At 66.6% G+C, this 17773-nt stretch carries 20 protein-coding genes and 1 tRNA gene; 10 read left to right on the top strand and 11 right to left on the bottom strand.

Annotated features, from left to right (window positions below; genetic code table 11):
- Window positions 1–74: 74 nt before the first annotated feature.
- The 5 genes from secF to queA form a co-directional block, all read right to left on the bottom strand.
- Window positions 75–1001 carry a protein translocase subunit SecF gene (secF, locus tag BLP96_RS14635; RefSeq protein WP_089687431.1) on the bottom strand — a complete coding sequence of 309 codons (927 nt, stop codon included), beginning with the start codon at window positions 999–1001 and terminating at the stop codon, window positions 75–77.
- 9 nt (window positions 1002–1010) lie between these two features.
- Complete coding sequence (secD, locus tag BLP96_RS14630; protein ID WP_089687430.1) at window positions 1011–2861, bottom strand: protein translocase subunit SecD; 1851 nt, start codon at window positions 2859–2861, stop codon at window positions 1011–1013.
- Between the two features lie 110 nt (window positions 2862–2971).
- A complete protein-coding gene (gene yajC, locus BLP96_RS14625) occupies window positions 2972–3301 on the bottom strand; it encodes a preprotein translocase subunit YajC (protein ID WP_089687639.1) in 330 nt (109 codons plus the stop codon).
- A gap of 93 nt (window positions 3302–3394) precedes the next feature.
- The gene (gene tgt / locus BLP96_RS14620; protein ID WP_479688548.1) at window positions 3395–4513 is read right to left on the bottom strand and encodes a tRNA guanosine(34) transglycosylase Tgt; all 1119 of its coding nucleotides are present in this window, start codon (window positions 4511–4513) and stop codon (window positions 3395–3397) included.
- Between the two features lie 32 nt (window positions 4514–4545).
- A complete protein-coding gene (gene queA, locus BLP96_RS14615; protein ID WP_089687426.1) occupies window positions 4546–5592 on the bottom strand; it encodes a tRNA preQ1(34) S-adenosylmethionine ribosyltransferase-isomerase QueA in 1047 nt (348 codons plus the stop codon).
- A 149-nt stretch (window positions 5593–5741) separates the two neighbouring features.
- Between queA and BLP96_RS14610 the strand changes: the two genes are divergently transcribed.
- A tRNA-Leu gene (locus BLP96_RS14610) sits at window positions 5742–5828 on the top strand.
- A 52-nt stretch (window positions 5829–5880) separates the two neighbouring features.
- Here the strand turns inward: BLP96_RS14610 and BLP96_RS14605 are convergent.
- From BLP96_RS14605 to BLP96_RS20145, 3 genes are read right to left on the bottom strand one after another with little or no spacing between them, the layout of a single operon-like run.
- Window positions 5881–6693 carry a DUF1206 domain-containing protein gene (locus tag BLP96_RS14605; protein ID WP_089687425.1) on the bottom strand — a complete coding sequence of 271 codons (813 nt, stop codon included), beginning with the start codon at window positions 6691–6693 and terminating at the stop codon, window positions 5881–5883.
- A gap of 36 nt (window positions 6694–6729) precedes the next feature.
- Entirely contained in the window at window positions 6730–7350 is a 621-nt protein-coding gene (locus tag BLP96_RS14600) for an exopolysaccharide biosynthesis protein (RefSeq protein ID WP_245682274.1), read from the bottom strand.
- Entirely contained in the window at window positions 7340–7501 is a 162-nt protein-coding gene (locus BLP96_RS20145; RefSeq protein ID WP_176761534.1) for a hypothetical protein, read from the bottom strand. The genes BLP96_RS14600 and BLP96_RS20145 overlap by 11 nt, the downstream gene beginning before the upstream one ends.
- Before the next feature lie 198 nt (window positions 7502–7699).
- Here BLP96_RS20145 and rnk point away from each other — a divergent pair, with 198 nt between their 5' ends.
- The 3 genes from rnk to BLP96_RS14585 all read left to right on the top strand — a co-directional run bounded on the left by rnk (window position 7700) and on the right by BLP96_RS14585 (window position 10088).
- Window positions 7700–8113, top strand: coding sequence for a nucleoside diphosphate kinase regulator (gene rnk, locus BLP96_RS14595; protein WP_089687423.1), 414 nt, complete (start codon window positions 7700–7702; stop codon window positions 8111–8113).
- A gap of 33 nt (window positions 8114–8146) precedes the next feature.
- Window positions 8147–8764: a LysE family translocator gene (locus BLP96_RS14590; protein ID WP_089687421.1), complete on the top strand. Its 618-nt coding sequence runs from the start codon at window positions 8147–8149 to the stop codon at window positions 8762–8764.
- Window positions 8765–8858: 94 nt separating this feature from the next.
- Window positions 8859–10088 carry an EAL domain-containing response regulator gene (locus BLP96_RS14585; protein WP_089687419.1) on the top strand — a complete coding sequence of 410 codons (1230 nt, stop codon included), beginning with the start codon at window positions 8859–8861 and terminating at the stop codon, window positions 10086–10088.
- Here the strand turns inward: BLP96_RS14585 and BLP96_RS14580 are convergent.
- Complete coding sequence (locus BLP96_RS14580; RefSeq protein WP_089687417.1) at window positions 10028–11680, bottom strand: isovaleryl-CoA dehydrogenase; 1653 nt, start codon at window positions 11678–11680, stop codon at window positions 10028–10030. The two genes, BLP96_RS14585 and BLP96_RS14580, sit on opposite strands and share 61 nt — an antisense overlap.
- Window positions 11681–11813: 133 nt before the next feature.
- On the opposite strand from BLP96_RS14580, the gene BLP96_RS14575 reads away from it, so the two are divergent.
- Window positions 11814–12299 (top strand): glutathione peroxidase, encoded by a 486-nt coding sequence (locus tag BLP96_RS14575; RefSeq protein WP_089687415.1) that lies wholly within the window; start codon window positions 11814–11816, stop codon window positions 12297–12299.
- Window positions 12300–12307: 8 nt separating this feature from the next.
- Here BLP96_RS14575 and BLP96_RS14570 read toward each other — a convergent pair whose 3' ends face one another.
- Entirely contained in the window at window positions 12308–12697 is a 390-nt protein-coding gene (locus BLP96_RS14570; RefSeq protein ID WP_089687413.1) for a DUF7079 family protein, read from the bottom strand.
- A 198-nt stretch (window positions 12698–12895) separates the two neighbouring features.
- Here BLP96_RS14570 and fabV point away from each other — a divergent pair, with 198 nt between their 5' ends.
- The 5 genes from fabV (at window position 12896) to BLP96_RS14545 (ending at window position 17052) form a co-directional block, all read left to right on the top strand.
- Complete coding sequence (gene fabV, locus BLP96_RS14565; RefSeq protein ID WP_089687411.1) at window positions 12896–14092, top strand: enoyl-ACP reductase FabV; 1197 nt, start codon at window positions 12896–12898, stop codon at window positions 14090–14092.
- 53 nt (window positions 14093–14145) lie between these two features.
- Window positions 14146–14346 (top strand): hypothetical protein, encoded by a 201-nt coding sequence (locus tag BLP96_RS14560; protein ID WP_089687409.1) that lies wholly within the window; start codon window positions 14146–14148, stop codon window positions 14344–14346.
- Between the two features lie 93 nt (window positions 14347–14439).
- A complete protein-coding gene (locus BLP96_RS14555) occupies window positions 14440–15414 on the top strand; it encodes a GlxA family transcriptional regulator (RefSeq protein ID WP_176761533.1) in 975 nt (324 codons plus the stop codon).
- 122 nt (window positions 15415–15536) lie between these two features.
- Entirely contained in the window at window positions 15537–16094 is a 558-nt protein-coding gene (locus BLP96_RS14550; protein ID WP_089687407.1) for an isochorismatase family protein, read from the top strand.
- Window positions 16081–17052, top strand: coding sequence for a GlxA family transcriptional regulator (locus tag BLP96_RS14545; RefSeq protein WP_245682273.1), 972 nt, complete (start codon window positions 16081–16083; stop codon window positions 17050–17052). Before BLP96_RS14550 ends, BLP96_RS14545 begins: the two co-directional genes overlap by 14 nt.
- Before the next feature lie 9 nt (window positions 17053–17061).
- Here BLP96_RS14545 and BLP96_RS14540 read toward each other — a convergent pair whose 3' ends face one another.
- Entirely contained in the window at window positions 17062–17697 is a 636-nt protein-coding gene (locus BLP96_RS14540) for a class I SAM-dependent methyltransferase (RefSeq protein ID WP_089687405.1), read from the bottom strand.
- Window positions 17698–17773 lie beyond the last annotated feature (76 nt).

The raw sequence follows: 17773 nt of genomic DNA, 5'->3' as shown, positions 1-17773 counted from the left end.
TGGAAGCCGAAAGAAAACCGCCCCCGCAGCGATGTGCTGCGGGGGCGGTTTTCGTTCAGGGTCGCTTCGAGCTGTCAGGGCAACTGCTCTTCCTCCTCGTCCGCTTCCTTCGGCGGCGGTATCAGATCCTTGCGCTCCAGGTGCACGGTCAGCAGCAGGGCCGAGGCGACGTAGATGGAGGAGAAGGTGCCGACCACGATGCCGACGAGCAGAGCCACCGAGAAGTAGTGGATCATGTCGCCACCGAGCAGCAGCAGAGCCAGCAGTACCAGCAGGGTAGTGCCGGAGGTTGCCAGGGTGCGCGACAGGGTGGCATTGATCGCTTCGTTGAAGATGGTCGGCATGTCGTCGATGCGCGACTTGCGGATGTTCTCGCGGATGCGGTCGTAGACCACGATGGTGTCGTTGAGCGAGTAGCCGATCACCGCCAGCAGGGCGGCGAGCACCGTGAGGTCGAACTCGAACTGGAACAGCGAAAAGATGCCGACCACGACGATGACGTCGTGCACCAGGGCCAGCAGGGCGCCGATGGCGAACTTGTACTGGAAGCGAAAGGCGACGTAGAGCATCACGATGCCCAGTGCCACCAGCAGGCCCATGCCGCTCTGGTCGCGTAGCTGGTCGCCCACCTGGGCGCCCACGAACTCGGCGCGCACCAGCTCAACGCTGTCGCCCGACTGACGCAGCAGCTCCACCACGCGTTCGCCCACGTCGGGGTCGAAGGCCTGTTGCAGGCGGATCAAGACCTCGGTGGAAGCGCCGAAGGTCTGCACCGAAACATCGCGGAATTCAGCAGCCTCGAGGATTTGGCGCACGGCATCCAGCGATGGTGCTGCCGAGTAGCGCACTTCCACCAGGGTTCCGCCGGTGAAGTCCAATCCCAGGCTGAGCCCCTGGAACAGCAGCGAAGCGATCGCTACCAGGAGCATTGCGGCGGAGACGGCGAACGCGATGCGCCGCTTGCCCATGAAATCGAACTGTCGGTTGATGAGGGTCTTCATGGTCACCTCTTAGATCCAGAGCTTCTTGACCGGCTTGCCGCCGTAGGTGAGGTTGACCATCGCGCGAGTCACCATCAAAGCGGTGAACAGCGAGGTCAAAATCCCCAGCGACAGGGTCACGGCGAAGCCCTTGACCGGCCCGGTGCCGATCGAGAACAGAATCACCGCTACCAGCAGGGTGGTGATGTTGGCATCGATGATCGAGCTGAAGGCACGCTCGTAGCCGGCCTGAATGGCCTGCTGTATCGACAGGCCGTTGCGCAGTTCCTCGCGTATTCGCTCGAATATCAGCACGTTGGCGTCCACGGCCATGCCCAGGGTGAGCACGATGCCGGCGATGCCGGGCAGGGTCAGGGTGGCGCCGAGCAGCGACATGGCGGCCACCAGCAGGGTCAGGTTGAGTGCCAGGGCGACGTTGGCGAAAATCCCGAACACCTTGTAGCGCACCAGCATGAAGGCCACCACCAGCAGCAGACCGATCTGCACCGACATGATGCCACGCTCGATGTTCTCGGCGCCCAGGCTCGGGCCGATGGTGCGTTCCTGCACGAAGTAGATCGGCGCGGCCAGCGAGCCGGAACGCAGCAACAGCGCGAGCTCCGCTGCTTCGGTGGGCGAGTCGAGCCCGGTGATGCGGAAGCTGTTGCCCAGCGCGCTCTGGATGGTGGCCAGGCTGATGATGCCGCGCTCGGTGTAGGGTTCGCGCTCGGTGATTTCTTCGCCGTCTTCCATCACCGTGCGTTCGCGGGTCTTGTGCTCGATGAACAGCACCGCCATGTTGCGGCCGATGTTGGTGCGCGTGGCACGGTTCATCAGGGTGCCGCCGGTGCCGTCCAGATCGATGTTGACCTGGGGGCGGCCGTTCTCGTCGAAGCTGCGGTTGGCACTCGACACGCTGTCGCCGGTGATGATGACGTCGCGCATCAGGTCGGCGCTGCGATTCTCGTCGTTACGGAACGGGAAGCTCTGAGTCTCGCTGTCCGGGGTGTCCGGGCGTGCCTCGAGGCGGAACTCCAGATTGGCGGTGGCGCCCACCACGCGCTTGGCGGCCACCGTGTCCTGCACGCCGGGCAGTTCGACCACGATGCGATTCGGCCCTTGGCGCTGCACCAGGGGTTCGGCTACGCCGAGTTCGTTGACGCGGTTGCGCAGCGTGGTCAGGTTCTGCTCGATGGCATAGTCCTGAATCTCGGTGACGGCCTGGTCGGTGAGAGTCATTTCCAGAAGCGCGGCTCGTCCGTCCTCTTCGCTGGCGTAGTCGAAGTCGGGAAACTCGCGACTGATCAGGCCGCGGGCGGTATCGCGATCTTCTTCGTTGGCGAAGGTAAAGGTGAGGGAGCGTTCCTCGATCTGGGTGTCGCGATAGCGGATGCGCTCGTCGCGGAGCTGTTCACGGATGGCGCTGGCATTGACTTCCAGTCGTTGCTCCAGGGCAGCGTCCATGTCGACTTCCAACAGGAAGTGAACGCCACCGCGCAGGTCGAGGCCCAGCGTCATGGGCGAGGCGGATAGCGACTGCAGCCACTCGGGCGTGGATTCGGCCAGGTTGAGTGCAACCACGTAGTCGTCGCCGAGCCGTTCGGCGATCAGGTCGCGGGCGGGCAACTGGTCGTCGTCGTCTTCGAGGCGAATGAGAACGCGGCTGTCCTCCTCCTCCACGGCCTTGATGGCGATGCCGGCGTCGCGCAGCTCCTGTTCGATGCGTTCGAGCTGGCTGCCGCCGACGGTGCTGTCGCCGCGTTCGGTGCTGATCTGAACCGCCGGATCCTCAGGGAAGAGGTTGGGCAGCGAGTAGATCAGTCCGAGCAGCAGCACGACGAGTATCAGCAGATACTTCCATAGGGGGTAACGGTTGAGCATGGGAACCCTGCCCTAGGTTGCAGAAAGGGAGACCGGGGCGTGTCGCCACGACACGATGCCCCGGGTGGCGAGCACGGCGGGGCATCGTTTGGTGTGCAGTGTTTGCCGGGTCAGATGGACTTGATGGTGCCCTTGGGCAGCACTGCCGCTACGGCGCTCTTCTGCACGTTGACCTCGGTGCCTTCGGCGATTTCCATGCTGATGAACTCGTCGCTGACCTTGGTGATACGGCCCACCAGGCCACCGCCGATGACCACCTCGTCGCCCTTGGAGAGGCCACCCACCAACTCCTTGTGCTGCTTGGCGCGCTTGGCCTGGGGGCGCCACAGCAGGAAGTAGAAGATCAGTACGAAGCCGACCAGCATGACGATCTGGGCGATACCGCCGCCGGCAGCGCCGGCATCCTGGGCATGGGCCGGCGAGATGAAGAAGTCCAGCATGATCAATGGGTCTCCTGAGTGTGTGACAAGACGGGTGAAGAATGGCGTCAGCCGGCGCCCGCATTCCTTTGGGTGCTGCCGACTGGGGATCGGTCAATTCGGTGCGGGAGGAACCGGCAGGCCGCGCTGCGCATAGAAGCCTTCCACGAAGTTCGCCAATGTACCCGCTTCGATGGCACCGCGCAAACCGGCCATCAGGCGCTGGTAGTAGCGCAGGTTATGGATGGTGTTGAGCATGGCGCCGAGCATCTCGTTGCAGCGATCCAGATGGTGAAGGTAGGCACGGGAAAAGTGCCGGCAGGTATAGCAGTCGCAGTCGGCCTCCAGCGGGCCGGTATCGTGGCGGTGCCTGGCATTGCGGATCTTCACCGTACCCGTGGCCGTGAACAAGTGGCCGTTGCGTGCGTTGCGCGTGGGCATCACGCAGTCGAACATGTCGATGCCGCGGCGCACCCCTTCCACCAGATCCTCCGGCTTGCCGACGCCCATCAGATAGCGCGGATGTTCGGGTGGCATCCAGGTGGGCAGGTAGTCGAGGGCACGCATCATCTCCTCCTTGGGCTCGCCCACCGAGAGCCCGCCGATGGCCAGGCCGTCGAAGCCGATGTCGAGCAGCCCTTTCAGCGAGCGCTCGCGCAGCTCGGGATGCATGCCGCCCTGGATGATGCCGAACAGGGCCGAGGGCGAGTCGCCGTGAGCCTCGCGCGAACGCTTCGCCCAGCGCAGCGATAGCTCCATGGAGGCTTCGGCCGTCTCGAAGTCGGCCGGATAAGGAGTGCACTCGTCGAAGATCATCACCACGTCGGATCCCAGAGCGCGCTGGACGGCCATGGACTCCTCGGGCCCCATGAAGACCTTGGCACCGTCCACCGGCGAGCGGAAGTGCACGCCCTGCTCGGTGATCTTGCGGATGTCGCCCAGCGAGAAGACCTGGAAGCCGCCGGAGTCGGTGAGAATGGGCCCCTGCCACTGGGCGAAGTCGTGCAGGTCGCCGTGGGCCTCGATCACCTCGGTGCCGGGGCGCAGCCACAGATGGAAGGTGTTGCCGAGAATGATCTCGGCGCCTATCTCCTCGACCATGGCCGGCGTCATGCCCTTGACGGTGCCGTAGGTGCCCACCGGCATGAAAGCGGGGGTTTCTACGGTCCCGCGCGGGAAACGCAGGCGGCCACGGCGGGCCCGGCCGTCGCTGGCCAGGTGCTCGAAGGTCATGAAACAGTCGTTGCGCATGGGGCTCTCTGGAATCAGGCAGGCATTGGCTGGCGCGTCAGAAACATGGCATCGCCGTAGCTGAAGAAGCGATAGCGGGCCTCGACCGCCTCGCGATAGGCGGTCATGGTGGTATCGAAGCCGGCAAAGGCCGACACCAGCATGAGCAGGGTCGATTCCGGCAGATGGAAGTTGGTGATCAGGGCGTCGACGCAGCGCCATTCATAACCGGGAAAGATGAAGATGTCGGTCTCGCCGGTTAACGGGGCAATCGCCCCGTCGGGGGTCGCCGCGCAGGCGCTCTCCAGGCAGCGCACGCTGGTGGTGCCCACCGCCACCACGCGGTTGCCGCGCGCTTGGGCGGTACGTACCTGCTCGCAGACACCGGGCGACACCTCGACCCACTCGCTGTGCATCGTATGTTCACGGATGTCGTCTACGCGCACCGGCTGGAAGGTGCCGGCGCCCACGTGCAGGGTGACGAAGGCGCTTTCCACGCCCTTGGCCGCCAGCGCCTCGAGCAGCGGCTCGTCGAAATGCAGCCCGGCGGTGGGCGCGGCCACGGCACCGTCGCGCCGTGCATAGACGGTCTGGTAGCGCTCGCGGTCGGCGAGTTCGTCTTCGCGGTCGATGTAGGGCGGCAGCGGCATGTGGCCGTGCTGCTCCAGCAACTGGACCAGCGGCGTTTCGCCGAGAAAGCGCAGCTTGAAAAGAGGCCCCTCACGCCCCTCGACCACCGCGCGAACGCCGCCCTCGAAGACGAGCTCGGTGCCCGGTTTGGGCGACTTGCTCGAACGCAGGTGGGCGAGGCCGCGATGGGCGTCGAGCGGGCGCTCGAGCAGCAGCTCGATGCGCCCGCCGCTGGCCTTGTGGCCATGCAGACGGGCGGGAATCACTCGGGTGTCGTTGAACACCAGCAGGTCGCCGGGCTCGAGCAGCTCGGTGAGCTCGGGGAAGCGACGGTGTTCGAGAGCGCCGCTGGCGCCGTCGACGCACAGCAGCCGGCAGTCGCTGCGCTGCTCGGAGGGGTAGCGGGCGATCAGCTCTTCGGGAAGTTCGTAATGGAAATCGGCACGCTGCATGCGATCTGGAGGCTCGAAAATCACGGAGGTGGGCGGAACCTTGACGGCTGGACCGTCTGGACAAGCCGCCAAGGATACCGGCTCACGGCCGCGAAGTCAGTCGCTTCGATTGACCTCTTTGGGTGCCCACGTATAATGCAACGCGCGTTGCCGGCGTGGCGGAATTGGTAGACGCAGCGGATTCAAAATCCGCCGGGTGCAAGCCCTTGTCGGTTCGAGTCCGACCGCCGGTACCATTTCAGAAGCAGTCGCTTAACGGCGGCTGTTTTGCGTTTCTGCCCTTTCTCCTCAATCGATGCTGGTGTCGCGGAACGCGGCGTTGATCAGGCAGTAGATTCCGTAGCCGACCAGGCCCAGTGCCACGATGCCGAGCAGCCATGGCCCGAAGGGCTGGCGGGCCAGTACGCTGAGGGCGCCGCCCAGGCCCTGGGCCTGGCTGGGGTCGGTCTGCCAGGCGGCAATGCACAGGAACAGGCCGACGACCGCGAACACCACGCCCCGCGCCGTGAGACCCCAGCGGGTGATGGCCTCGAACAGCCGGCGCTGGGCCGTGCTCATCTCCCGCCGATACCAGTTCCTGAGGTAGGTGCGGCGCAGCGCGCGCCATGACTGGCGCAGACCAATGCCCAGAAACACCAGGCCGGCGGTGAATACCAGCCAGCCCCCGCCTGGATGGCTCATCAGTTCGGCGGTGCGATCCTGGGCCTGGCGTTCGCCAGAGGCCGTCGCCGCATGGCGCAGCAGGTCGAAGCAGTAGGCCCCGAGGCTGGCATGCACGGCGGCGCTGGCGAGAAACCCCAGGCGGGCGCCAATGGCCTTGAGCCTCAGGCCCATTCCCTCGGTATCCACCAGGGCCTGGAGCAGGCGCCATAGGGCATAGGCCAGCAGCCCGGCGCCCAGAAGGCCGATCATGAGGTCGCCGAAGGGCTGGGCAATGAGCCGGTTGATGGCTTGCTTCGAGCCGACGTTGTCGCCGCCCAGCCCGGCTGCGGCCAGCGAGGCTAGGCCGCCGATCAGCAGGTAGACGAGCCCCTTGGCAACGTAGCCGACGCGCGCCGTTGCAGAAAGGACCGGTTTTAGCGGCGTGAGGCGGCTGGGCATGGCGGCTCCCGAAGCGCGGGGCGTAGCGGCGGCGAGTCAGACCAGGCTGAGAAGCACCACGGCCAGTGTGCCGCCGGTCAGGGCGTAACCGAGCAGCGCCATCAGGCCATCTTCGGCGAACAGTGCCAGGCCGAACAGCGTCAGCGCCAGCCCGGCGCCGTTGGCGGTGAAGGGGATCAGCTCCATGGGCGGCATGGCCAGGGCGATCAGCAGGCAGGTGAGGGCGACTGCCAGGTGGGCAGGGGGGCGCGTTAGCCGACGCAGCCGCGGCTTGATGAGTCGGTCGATCCAGCCGGCCGGCCGCTCCAGCCACTCCAGTGCCTGGCGGTAGCGCTGGCGCGATGCCCGGCGGGCGAGCAGCCAGCGCGGCAGCCACAGGTGTTCGCGCCCCAACAGCAGTTGTGCGGCGGTGAGTGCCACCAGGCTGGCCATCAGCGTGGGTACGCCAGGGATATCGCCGATCAGCGGGGCGAGGGTGATCAGGCCGGCGATCAGCAGGAAGGGAGCGAAGGTTCGTCGCCCCACGCAGTCCAGAATGGCTTCGAGACTGACGCTGTCGTCGTATCGGCCGGCGTGCTTGAGCCTGTCGATCAGGCTCACCAGTCCGGTGAGACGCTCTTCCGGCATCTCGGCGGCATCGGGCTGTTCAGCGCCCATGGCGGGAAGTCCGGCGGGTCCACAGCAGAATGGCGCCCAGCACGATCAGGACGATACCCACGAAGCCGCCCGGGCTGGTCGTCTGCCAGCCGACGATCATCAACACGGGGCCGAGAACCATGAGCGCGATGGCGAAGGTGCGTACGGTCATTGTGCACTTCCTGGCTGGATGTGCCGTCAGTGTAGCGTCATTGGGCGCAGGAATTCAGGGGGCTGTCGCCTTGGGTATGGATGGCGTATGGTGGTGGGCATACAGTCCTTCTCCCGCATGGCGGGCGGAGGGCTGTTTTCGTTGGATGGCCGGTTTTGCGTCCACAAAGCGTTGATTGGAACGGATCAAGGAGGGCGTATGACGTCCCGTCCCCCCATCATCATCAATCGGCTCGATGCCGAACGGCTGCAGCGTCTCATCGACGTGGCCAGCGGAGAGAGCCTGGCAGTCGCCGAGCTGCTGGAGGAAGAACTGGCACGGGGCGAGGTGATCGATCCCCAGGAGATCCCTGCGGATACCGTGAGCATGAACAGTCAGGTACAGTTCACCGACCTGACTCGCGACCGGCAGATGATTCGCACCCTCGTCTATCCCCATGCGCTGGCCGCCACGGAGGATGGCATCTCGGTGATGGCGCCCATCGGTGCGGCGCTGATCGGGTTGCGCGTCGGCGATGTCATCGAGTGGCCGTTGCCCGGTGGCGGCGAAGCGCAACTGCGCATCGATGCCATCCTGTGGCAGCCGGAGCGTGAAGGGCAGTTTCACCGCTGAGCGCGACGCTCGCTACTACATCAGGAAGTCGTCATGCCGTTATCGCTGTGGGTGTCACTCGCTGCCGTGTGTGCCATGGGAGCCATGTCGCCGGGGCCCAGCTTGGCGCTGGTGCTGCGGCATACTTTGGGTGGCGGTCGGGTGCCGGGCATGGCGGCGGCGCTCGCCCATGCCTTGGGCGTGGGGTTCTACGCTTTGTTGACGGTGTGGGGGCTCGGGGCGTTGATCGTGCGCTTTCCCTCGCTCTTTCAGGGCATCATCTGGGCGGGGGCGGGCTATCTCGCCTGGCTGGGCATCAAGTCGCTGCGGGCGGGGCGCGGCGCGATGCTGGCTGCGTCCGCCGCCGAAACCACTCGCGTTCAGGCCGTGCGCGAAGGCTTCCTGGTGGCGCTGGGCAACCCCAAGCTGATTCTGTTCTTCGTTGCCTTGCTGAGTCAGTTCGTCACCCCGGAAACGAGCCTGGCGGGCAAGGCGGTCATCGTGGCCACTGCCATGCTCATCGATGGCGGCTGGTACGTGCTGGTGGCGATGTCGCTGTCGCATTCGCGGGTACTGCCCTGGCTGCAGGCACGTGCCCACTGGATACACCGCCTGACCGGCGTGATGCTGCTGGGGCTGGCGTTGCGCGTGGCGCTCGGCCCACTGGGCTGACGCGCCAGCGTTGACTGCAAGCGCCACCCGATAGCGGAAACCGCCCTGGGACACTGCTAGCCTCAGTATGATTATGTGACCGGAATCCCTGACGATGGATGACTTTGCCAGCGAGGCACGTGCACTCGCCGTTGTGCTGGAAGAAGACCCGGATGCCGCGGCAATCCTCTCGCACCAGCTGCATGTGCTGGGCATGCAGAGCCGCTATCACCGCCGTGCCGCTACCATGCTCGATGAGGTGGTCTCCAGCCAGCCGCAGTTGGTGGTGATGGGGCTGGGTGTCGCCGATCCCGATGGCATCGCCATGCTGCGACTGCTCGCCGAACGGGAGTATCGCGGCTGGGTGCTGTTGCTGGGGGGCGTCGAGCCGAAGATCTCGCGGATTGCCGAGCGCGTGGGCCAGACCCTCGGGCTGCAGATGCTCGGCTCGCTGGACAAGCCCATGCGGCTGGGCGAACTGCGCGAACGGCTGGCCGGGTTGCGGCTGGGGAGCCAGCCGCCCGGCGTGCCACGCAACCGGCCTTTCTTCACTGGCGAGGAACTGGAAAGAGCGTTGGCGCGCCGTGAACTGACCGTGCACTACCAGCCGCAGTTCGCGCTGGCCAGTGGGCGGCTGAGCGGCGTCGAGGCGCTGGTGCGCTGGGCCCATCCGGAGATCGGCTTGATCGGCCCGGCCAATTTCCTGCCATTGCTCAGTACCGGGCAGAGCCGGCGGCTGACGGCCTTCGTGCTGGAGCAGGCGCTGGCCGATGCCCAGCGCTGGCGATGCCAGGGTCTGTCCCTTTCGGTGTCGGTGAACGTGACCGCGGATGATCTCATGTCGCCCGACCTGCTGGCGTTGACGCAGCACCGGGGCCCAGGCGAGCCGCCGTTGCTGGTGTTCGAGATCACCGAGACGGCGGCCATGGACGACGAACTGCTGGGTTCCGAAATTGCCGCGCGCTTGCACCTCAACGGGCTGGAGATCTCGGTGGACGACTTCGGTGTGGGCTTTTCATCGCTGTCGCGGCTGCAGATGCTGCCGATCAGCGAGCTCAAGGTGGACCGCAGCTTCGTACGCCACCTGCATGTCGATCCGCAGGACGCCGCCATCGTCGAGGCGGTGGCGCTGCTGGGGCGTCGCCTGGGGCTGCGGGTGGTGGCCGAAGGGCTCGAAGAAGCCGAGAGCCTGTCGGCCCTCGAGCGCTTCGGCTGCACCCACGTGCAGGGCTTCGGACTGTCGCGACCGGTGGCCGCCGAAGCCATCCCGATGCTGGCCCGGGCTCAGGCCTCGGTGCGCGAGAGGATCGCTGCCAGCGGGGAGCCGGTGGGCATGACGCCGTAGGCGGCGCTACCTTCGGCTCCCAGACGCGTGCGGCAGAACGTTTCGCCGATCTCGGGCGGGGCGTGTTGCAGCAGCAGGGCGGCCTGCAGACACTGTGCCAGCCGCTGGGTCAGCCAGCGGCTGCGTGGTTCGAGGGATTCGATCGGGAGAGCCAATTCCCGCTCCAGGGCTGCCAGCGTGCGGTCGAAGTCGGGCTCCAGGCCGCGGGCAGCGACCAGTTCGGCCTGCAGGGCGGCGAAGGCCTCAGGGTGTCGGGTCAGCACGCGCAGTACGTCCAGGCAGATCACGTTGCCCGACCCTTCCCAGATCGAGTTCACTGGCGCCTCACGATATAGCCGCGCCAGTGGGGACTCTTCCACGTAACCGATGCCGCCCAGGCATTCCATGGCCTCGGCCTGGAAGGCGGGACTGCGCTTGTTGTGCCAGTACTTGGCCAGCGACGGCAGCAGGCGTGCCAGGGCCGCTTCGTGGGCGTCTCCGCGGGCGGCACCATCGAAGGCGCGGGCGGTACGCAGGGCCAGTGCGACACCGGCTTCCACTTCCAGCGTCAGGTCGGCGATCACCGTGCGCATCAGCGGCTGCTCGGCGAGCGCTCGGCCGAAGGCGTGGCGTTCGCGGACGTGCAACCAGGCCTCGCGCAGCGCCTGGCGCATCATGCCCACCGGTGCCGTGGCGGCATCGAGGCGGGTCTGCTGGACCATGTCGAGAATGGTCGCCACGCCGCGCCCTGGGTCGCCGACCGGATGAGCCCAGGCGCTGCGATATTCGATTTCCGCCGAGGCGTTGGCCCGGTTGCCGCACTTGTCCTTCAGGCGCTGCAGCTCGATGGCATTGCGCTGGCCATCCGGGGTGAAGCGTGGTACCAGAAAGCAGCCAAGGCCGTCATCGGTCTGAGCGAGGGTCAGGAAAGCGTCGGACATGGGGGCGCTGCAGAACCACTTGTGGCCGGTGAGGCGCCAGGTGTCACCGTTGCGTTCGGCACGCGTGGTGTTGCTGCGCACGTCGCTGCCGCCCTGCTTCTCGGTCATGGCCATGCCGCAGGTCAGGCCGCGTTTGTCCGCGGGAGGAAGGACGCGAGGATCATAGGCATTGGCCGTCAGTCCTGGCCCCCATTCGGCCGCCACGGCCGGCGCATGGCGTAGTGCCGGCATGGCGGCGTGCGTCATGGTCACCGGGCAGCAGAAGCCCGGCTCCGCCTGGGTCATCAGGTAGAGGGCGGCCACGTGGGCCTGGTGTCCGCCGCGGCCTTCCTCTTGCCAGGCGATGGCGTGCCAGCCGGCGTCGATGGCTAGCGCCATCAGTTCATGGTAGGCGGGGTGGTAGGCCACCTCGTCGAGGCGCCGGCCGTGGCGGTCGAACAGGCGTAGGGTCGGCGGATGGGCGTTGGCGGCCTCGCCCAGGCTCTGGACGTGATCGCTGCCCACGGCACGCCCCAGCGGGGCAAGGCGCTCCATCACCCATGCTGGCGCCTCGCGGGCCAGGGCATCGCCCAGGGCCGGATCATCGGCGAGGTAGTCGCAATCGGCAGAGGGTGCCGGCTGATTGGTGACCCGGTGGGTATCGAGTTGGGTGCGTGGTGCCCGGTCGGTCATGAGGGGAACTCCGGCGGCGGCGGCTGACTCGCAGCATGGCCAGACCTGCGGCGGCGGTCAACGGCTCGTCGTCAGGGTGGTGTCGGCACGATTGACATGGCATCGTGGAACATGACAGCAAGGCAGATGACTCATGGCCATATACGAGCACGATTGTCGTACCCACAGCGGTGAGCCCTTCAATCTTCTGGCCCTTCAGGGCCAGGTGCTGCTGATCGTCAACGTGGCCAGCCGCTGTGGTTTCACGCCGCAGCTGCGCGAACTGGAGCGTCTCTACCGTCGCCATCGCGAACGGGGATTCACCGTGCTCGGCTTTCCCTGCAATCAGTTCGCCCGCCAGTCGCCGGAGTCGGCACTGGACTTCTGTGCGTTGGGCGGTCGTGAGTATGGGGTGACCTTTCCGCTGATGCAGAAGGTCAAGGTCAATGGCCCGGGGACGCATCCGCTGTTCGTGGATCTCAAGCGTCAGGCGCCGGGCGTACTGGGCACCACCTGGATCAAATGGAACTTCACCAAGTTTCTGGTGGGCCGAGACGGGCGGGTGATCCGGCGCTTCGCGCCCAACGCATCCGGTCCCGAACTCGAGCGCGAACTCGAGAGGGCGCTGGACGAGGCGTGAGAGCAGCGTCAGCGAGGGAGTTGGCCGCGGGCGATTGCCACGCGCTCGATCAGCTCGGTCCAGCGGTGGCGCGTCATCAGCGTGGTGAGCCCCGAGAACAGCGCCCAGCCGCGGCGGCGCCAGCCCTTGAGTCGCAGATTGTGGGCCACCAGTTGCTTCATCAGCTGATAGTCGTCGAAACGTTGCCAGGCACCAGCCACGGAAAGCTGATGGCGTGACAGGACCGGAGCCAGCTCGAGACGGAAGATCCACTCCAGCTCTTCGAGGGTCAGGTCGTGGCTCTGTATCACCTCCACCATGTGCCGATAGTCGCGTTCGCTCGGCTCGCGGTCCAGCCACAGCGGTGCCAGCGCCAGCCACAGGTCACCGCGTTCATCGACCAGCGTCTGCGCATCCATCCTTCCCTCCTGCCTGCATTATGCTCGAGACCGGCATCGTGCCCCAGCCGGGCCATGCGCTCAAGGGCGGACAGCGGCGGGCTCGGCCGCTAGAATGTCGCCACGGTTCGCGACGACGACCCTGGCTCGGCCAGGGTGCGACAGCTCATCCGCCCGGGCGAAGCACGAACTCCCGGTCATTGATAGTAGAGGTATGACGTGATCATCAAACCCAAGGTTCGCGGTTTCATCTGCACCACCACCCACCCAGTCGGCTGCGAGAAAAACGTTCTCGAACAGATCGAGGCGACTCGCCAGCGCGGTATCGACGCGTCGCAGGGGCCGAAGAAGGTGCTGGTGATCGGCGCATCGAGCGGCTACGGTCTGGCCGCACGCATCACGGCGGCCTTCGGCTACGATGCCGATACCCTGGGGGTGTTCTTCGAGAAGCCGGGCAGCGAGAAGAAGCCGGGCACGGCCGGCTGGTACAACAGCGCTGCCTTCGACAAGTTCGCCAAGCAAGCGGGGCGCTACAGCAAGTCGATCAACGGCGATGCCTTCTCTCACGAGGTGCGCGAGAAGGCCATCGAACTGATTCGCGAGGACCTCGGGCAGGTGGACCTGGTGGTCTATTCGCTGGCCTCCCCGGTGCGCAAGCTGCCGGATTCCGGCGAGCTCAAGCGCTCGGCGCTCAAGCCCATCGGCGAGCCCTACCGCGCCACCGCCATCGATACCAACAAGGACGTCGTCACCGAGGCCGAGGTGGAGCCTGCCACCGAGCAGGAGATCGAGGACACCATCGCGGTGATGGGCGGCGAGGACTGGGAGCTGTGGATCGAGGCGCTGGACCGCGCCGGCGTGCTGGCACCTGGGGCGCGCAGCGTCGCTTTCAGCTACATCGGCACCGAGATCACCTGGCCGATCTACTGGCACGGTGCCCTGGGCAAGGCCAAGGAGGACCTCGACCGCGCTGCCGGCGAAATCGACGCCAAGCTGGCGGCCAGCGGCGGCGGTGCCAACGTGGCGGTGCTCAAGTCGGTGGTGACCCAGGCCAGCGCCGCCATCCCGGTGATGCCGCTCTACATCTCCATGGTCTACAAGGTGATGAAGGAGAAGGGACTGCACGAGGAGCCCATCGACCAGCTCAACCGTTTGTTCGGCGAACGCCTCTATGCCGGCGAGTTCACCACCGACGACGCCGGTCGCCTGCGTCTCGACGACTGGGAGCTGCGCGATGACGTGCAGCAGGCGTGCAAGGACCTGTGGCCTCGGGTGACCACCGAGAATCTCTTCGAGATTACCGACTATGCTGGGTACAAGCACGACTTTCTGAAGCTGTTCGGATTCGAGCGGGACGACGTCGATTACGACGCCGACGTGAACCCACGGATCGACTTCGATGTCGTCACGGTATGACCCCGGAGAGCAAGCCTTCCGTCGCCGGGGGAAGCAGGCAACGGAGGTAGGCAATGGACACCCGTGAAAGCAAGACTCCCGAAGAGGAGCTTCAGCACCTCAAGGAAGTGCGTCAGCCGGAGGATTTCGAGCATCCCGAGCCGGACGAGGGTCAGCCCGAGGCGCGCCAGTCGCCTCAGGGGTTGCACTGGATACTGCTGATCGCAGCCCTGCTCGCCGGAGCCATCCTGCTGTTCACGCTGGTCTGGCCTTGAAGCACGGGTCGGCCGGCATGCCGCCTGAGCCACTCGGCGGCGTCGGCACGATCGAGTAACATCACAGGCTCGTTGTGCCAGGCGCCGTGCCGAATGCCCGAAATTCCCTCCACCGATGTTGTCACGCCGACCCGCCGGGTCGGCACCCTGGTACTGCCGGGGTTTTCCCTGCTGGCGCAAGCGGGCGCGGTCGAGCCGCTGATGGTGGCCAACCAGTTGGCTGGGCAGCCGCTCTATCGGGTCGATGCGTTCAGCGTTTGCGGTGACGAGGTGCCCAGCCAGGCCTCCCTCAGCGTGGCCGTGGACGGCCCGCTCGAATCGCTGCCCGAGACGCTCGATCTGCTCATTCTCTGTGCGCCTGCGCCACTGCCTGCGGGGCGCTGGGCGGCAGTGCTGGGTTGCCTGCGGCACCTGGCCGCGCACGGGGTGACGCTGGTCGGGGTGAGCGGTGGCGGGGAGCTGCTGGTCCGCGCCGGGGTGATGGATGGCTATCGGGCTACGCTGCCTTGGCAGTGCTTCGCGGAGGTGGCGCGCGATTTCCCGCGGGTGCGCCTGTCCCGGCAGCTGTTCGAGATCGACCGCGACCGCCTCACCTGCGGCGGTGGCACGGCGGCCATGGACATGATGATGACGCTGATCGCCGCCCACCACGGCAGCGCGCTGGCCGAGCGCGTTTCCCAGCACTTCGTGCTCGAGCGCATCCGCATGGCCGATGAGCCGGCGCCGGGCCCCTTGCGCTCACGGCTGGGCAACGCACCGCCGGCGCTGCACGATGCCGTGCAGCTGATGGAAGCCAACATCGAGGAGCCGTTGACCACCCACGAGCTGGCCGAGCACCTGGGCATTTCGCGCCGCCAATTGGAGCGGCTGTTCAAGCGGCACCTGCAGGCGGTGCCGGGCCGCTACTATCTCGATCTGCGCTTGCAGGAGGCGCGCCGCCTGCTGCATGACACCGATTGGCCGGCCGGAGAGATCGCCATGAAAACCGGCTTCTCCTCGCCGGCCCACTTTTCCACCGCCTATCGCAACCATTTCGGGGTCACGCCTCGGGAAGAGCGGCTGGGCTGAGGGCTTCCCGACGGCGGATCGATGATGGCCGGAAATGTCCGCTCACCGTCCGGTGACGGTCGTCCGTGTCGTATCGTCCGGCGCTATGGTGAGGGCTCCATGTCCCATGAGAAACTCGCCCCATGACTACCGCCCTGCTGCTGATCGATGTCCAGGCTTCCTTTCCCGTTCGTGATTACTGGGACGAGGCCCTGGCCGCCCCCTGGCGCGAGCGCCAGCGCGAACTGCTGGACCTCGCCCGTGAAGCCGGTCTTCCGATAGTGCGCATCTTCCACGAGGCACCGGGCAGCGGTACGCCCTTCGATCCCGAGCGTGGCCTGATCCGTCCGCTCGACGGCTTCGAGGATGCCGCCGCGGCGACCTTCCACAAGCGCGCCCACAACGCCTTCACCGACACCGGTCTCGAAGTCTGGCTGCGCGAGCGCGGCATTCAGCGGCTCGCGATCAGCGGCATCCGCACCGAGCAGTGCTGCGAGACTACCGCGCGGGTCGCGTCCGATCTGGGCTTCGCGGTGGATTTCGTCGCCGAGGCGACCCTGACCTTCCCCATGACGCGCCACGGTCGCACCTGGAGCGCCGAGGAGATCCGCGCGCGGACCGAGCTGGTGCTGGAGGGGCGCTTCGCACGCATCGCCGACGTGGCGACCCTGAGAGAGGAGTGGTGCGGTGCCGTCGCCTGAGGGCGCGGGACTGACGGTCGGGGTGCTGATGCTCCCCGGCCAGGTGCCGCTGGACTTGGTCGGGCCGCTGCAGGTGTTGCATGCCGCCCAGCAGCAAGATGACGGCATCGCGATCCGCTACTTCGGCCCCCGCGCGTCGCTGGACTGGCTGGGGCCGCTGACCCTCGGCGGCATCGAGCCGCTGCCGCAGGCGCTCAAACCGCTGGATCTGCTGCTGGTACCCGGCCAGTACCGCCGCGGCATCGACCCCGAACTGCAGCCGGGCTGTGTCGATTGGCTGCGTCGCCAGGCTGGACAGGCCTCGACCCTGATGGGGATCTGCTCGGGGTCGCTGCTGATGGCCGAGGCGGGGCTGCTGAATGGACGGCGTTGCACCACCCACCACACCCTGTTGGAGCGGCTCCAGGGGCTGGCGCCCGAGGCTAGGGTGCAGGGTGACTGCATCTTCATCGAGGACGGGCCCTGCCTGACCAGCGCTGGTATCTCCACCGGCATCGACACCATGCTGCACTGGCTGACCCGGCGGCTTGGGCATCGCCTGGCGTTATCCGTGGCCCGGGAGATGGTGCTCTACCTGCGGCGCAGCGGACACGAGCCTCAGCTGGCCGGCTGGCTCGCGGGGCGCAATCACGTCGATGAGCGTATCCATCGCTTGCAGGATGCACTCTGTGCCGGGCTCAAGGAGCGCTGGACTCTGGCGGAGATGGCCGAGCTCACGGCGCTGAGCGAACGCCATCTGCGTCGTCGCTTCGCCGTCGTGGCGGGCATGTCGCCCGGCGATTACCTGACGCGGCTGCGCCTGCAGCTGGCGCGCCAGTTGATGGAGGAGACGCCCTGGAGCCTGGCGCGCATTGCCGAGGAGGTCGGGCTGGGCGACGACCGCCAACTGCGCCGCGCCTGGAAGCGACTCGAGGCGGGTTCGCCCCGGGCATGGCGGCGTCGGCTCGCGGTGCAGTGAGCTGGCCGATCAGTCGCGTTCTAGAGCGATGTGCTTGCGGGCGAGCAGGGCGCGGAACAGCGAGCCGGCGAGCACGGGCCGGTCGTGTTCGATGACGAAGCCGGCATTCTCCAGCAGCGGTCGCGCCTGGCGGGTGATGTCGGTGGCGATGGCCGAAGTGAGGGCGTTGAGCGCCCGCCGCGGCCAGGCGGCAGGGCGGTCGTCGGGCTGGAACTTGTCCATCACGCACAGTTGGCCGCCATTGCGCAACACCCGGTGGGCCTCGGCGAGCCCTCGCTCGGGGTTCGGCATCACCGCCAGGATCAGGTGCATCACCACCACGTCGAAGTGTGCCGGCGGGTAGTCGAGCGCCTCGGCATCCATGACGTGGCACTGCACGTCCCTGGTCAGCCGGTCGGCACGGCGCGCCAGGCGTCGCACCATGGCGGGCGAGAGGTCAGTGGCGTGGACTTCCATCTCTCGAGGCAGCAACGGCAGATCGAGCCCCGTGCCGGCGCCCACCAGCAGGACTCGGCAGCCGGGCGTGAAATCGACCGCTTCCAGTGAGCGCTGGCGAGCGCGACGGAAGACGCGCTCGGCCACGCCATCGTAGACGGGGGCGTAGAGACTGTAGCGCAGGCGGTTCCAGGCCGTGGTGTTGAACATGCGAACTCTCCTGGTGGCGACCTCTCAGCGTAGCCGATTCCTTGATTGGCACACACGGAGCGCGTCGATAGCCTTT

The organism is Billgrantia gudaonensis (genome assembly GCF_900100195.1).
Lineage (GTDB): Bacteria > Pseudomonadota > Gammaproteobacteria > Pseudomonadales > Halomonadaceae > Halomonas > Halomonas gudaonensis.
The sequence above is the reverse complement of the archived record's forward strand: the minus strand, read 5'-3'. Positions and strand labels throughout refer to the sequence as shown.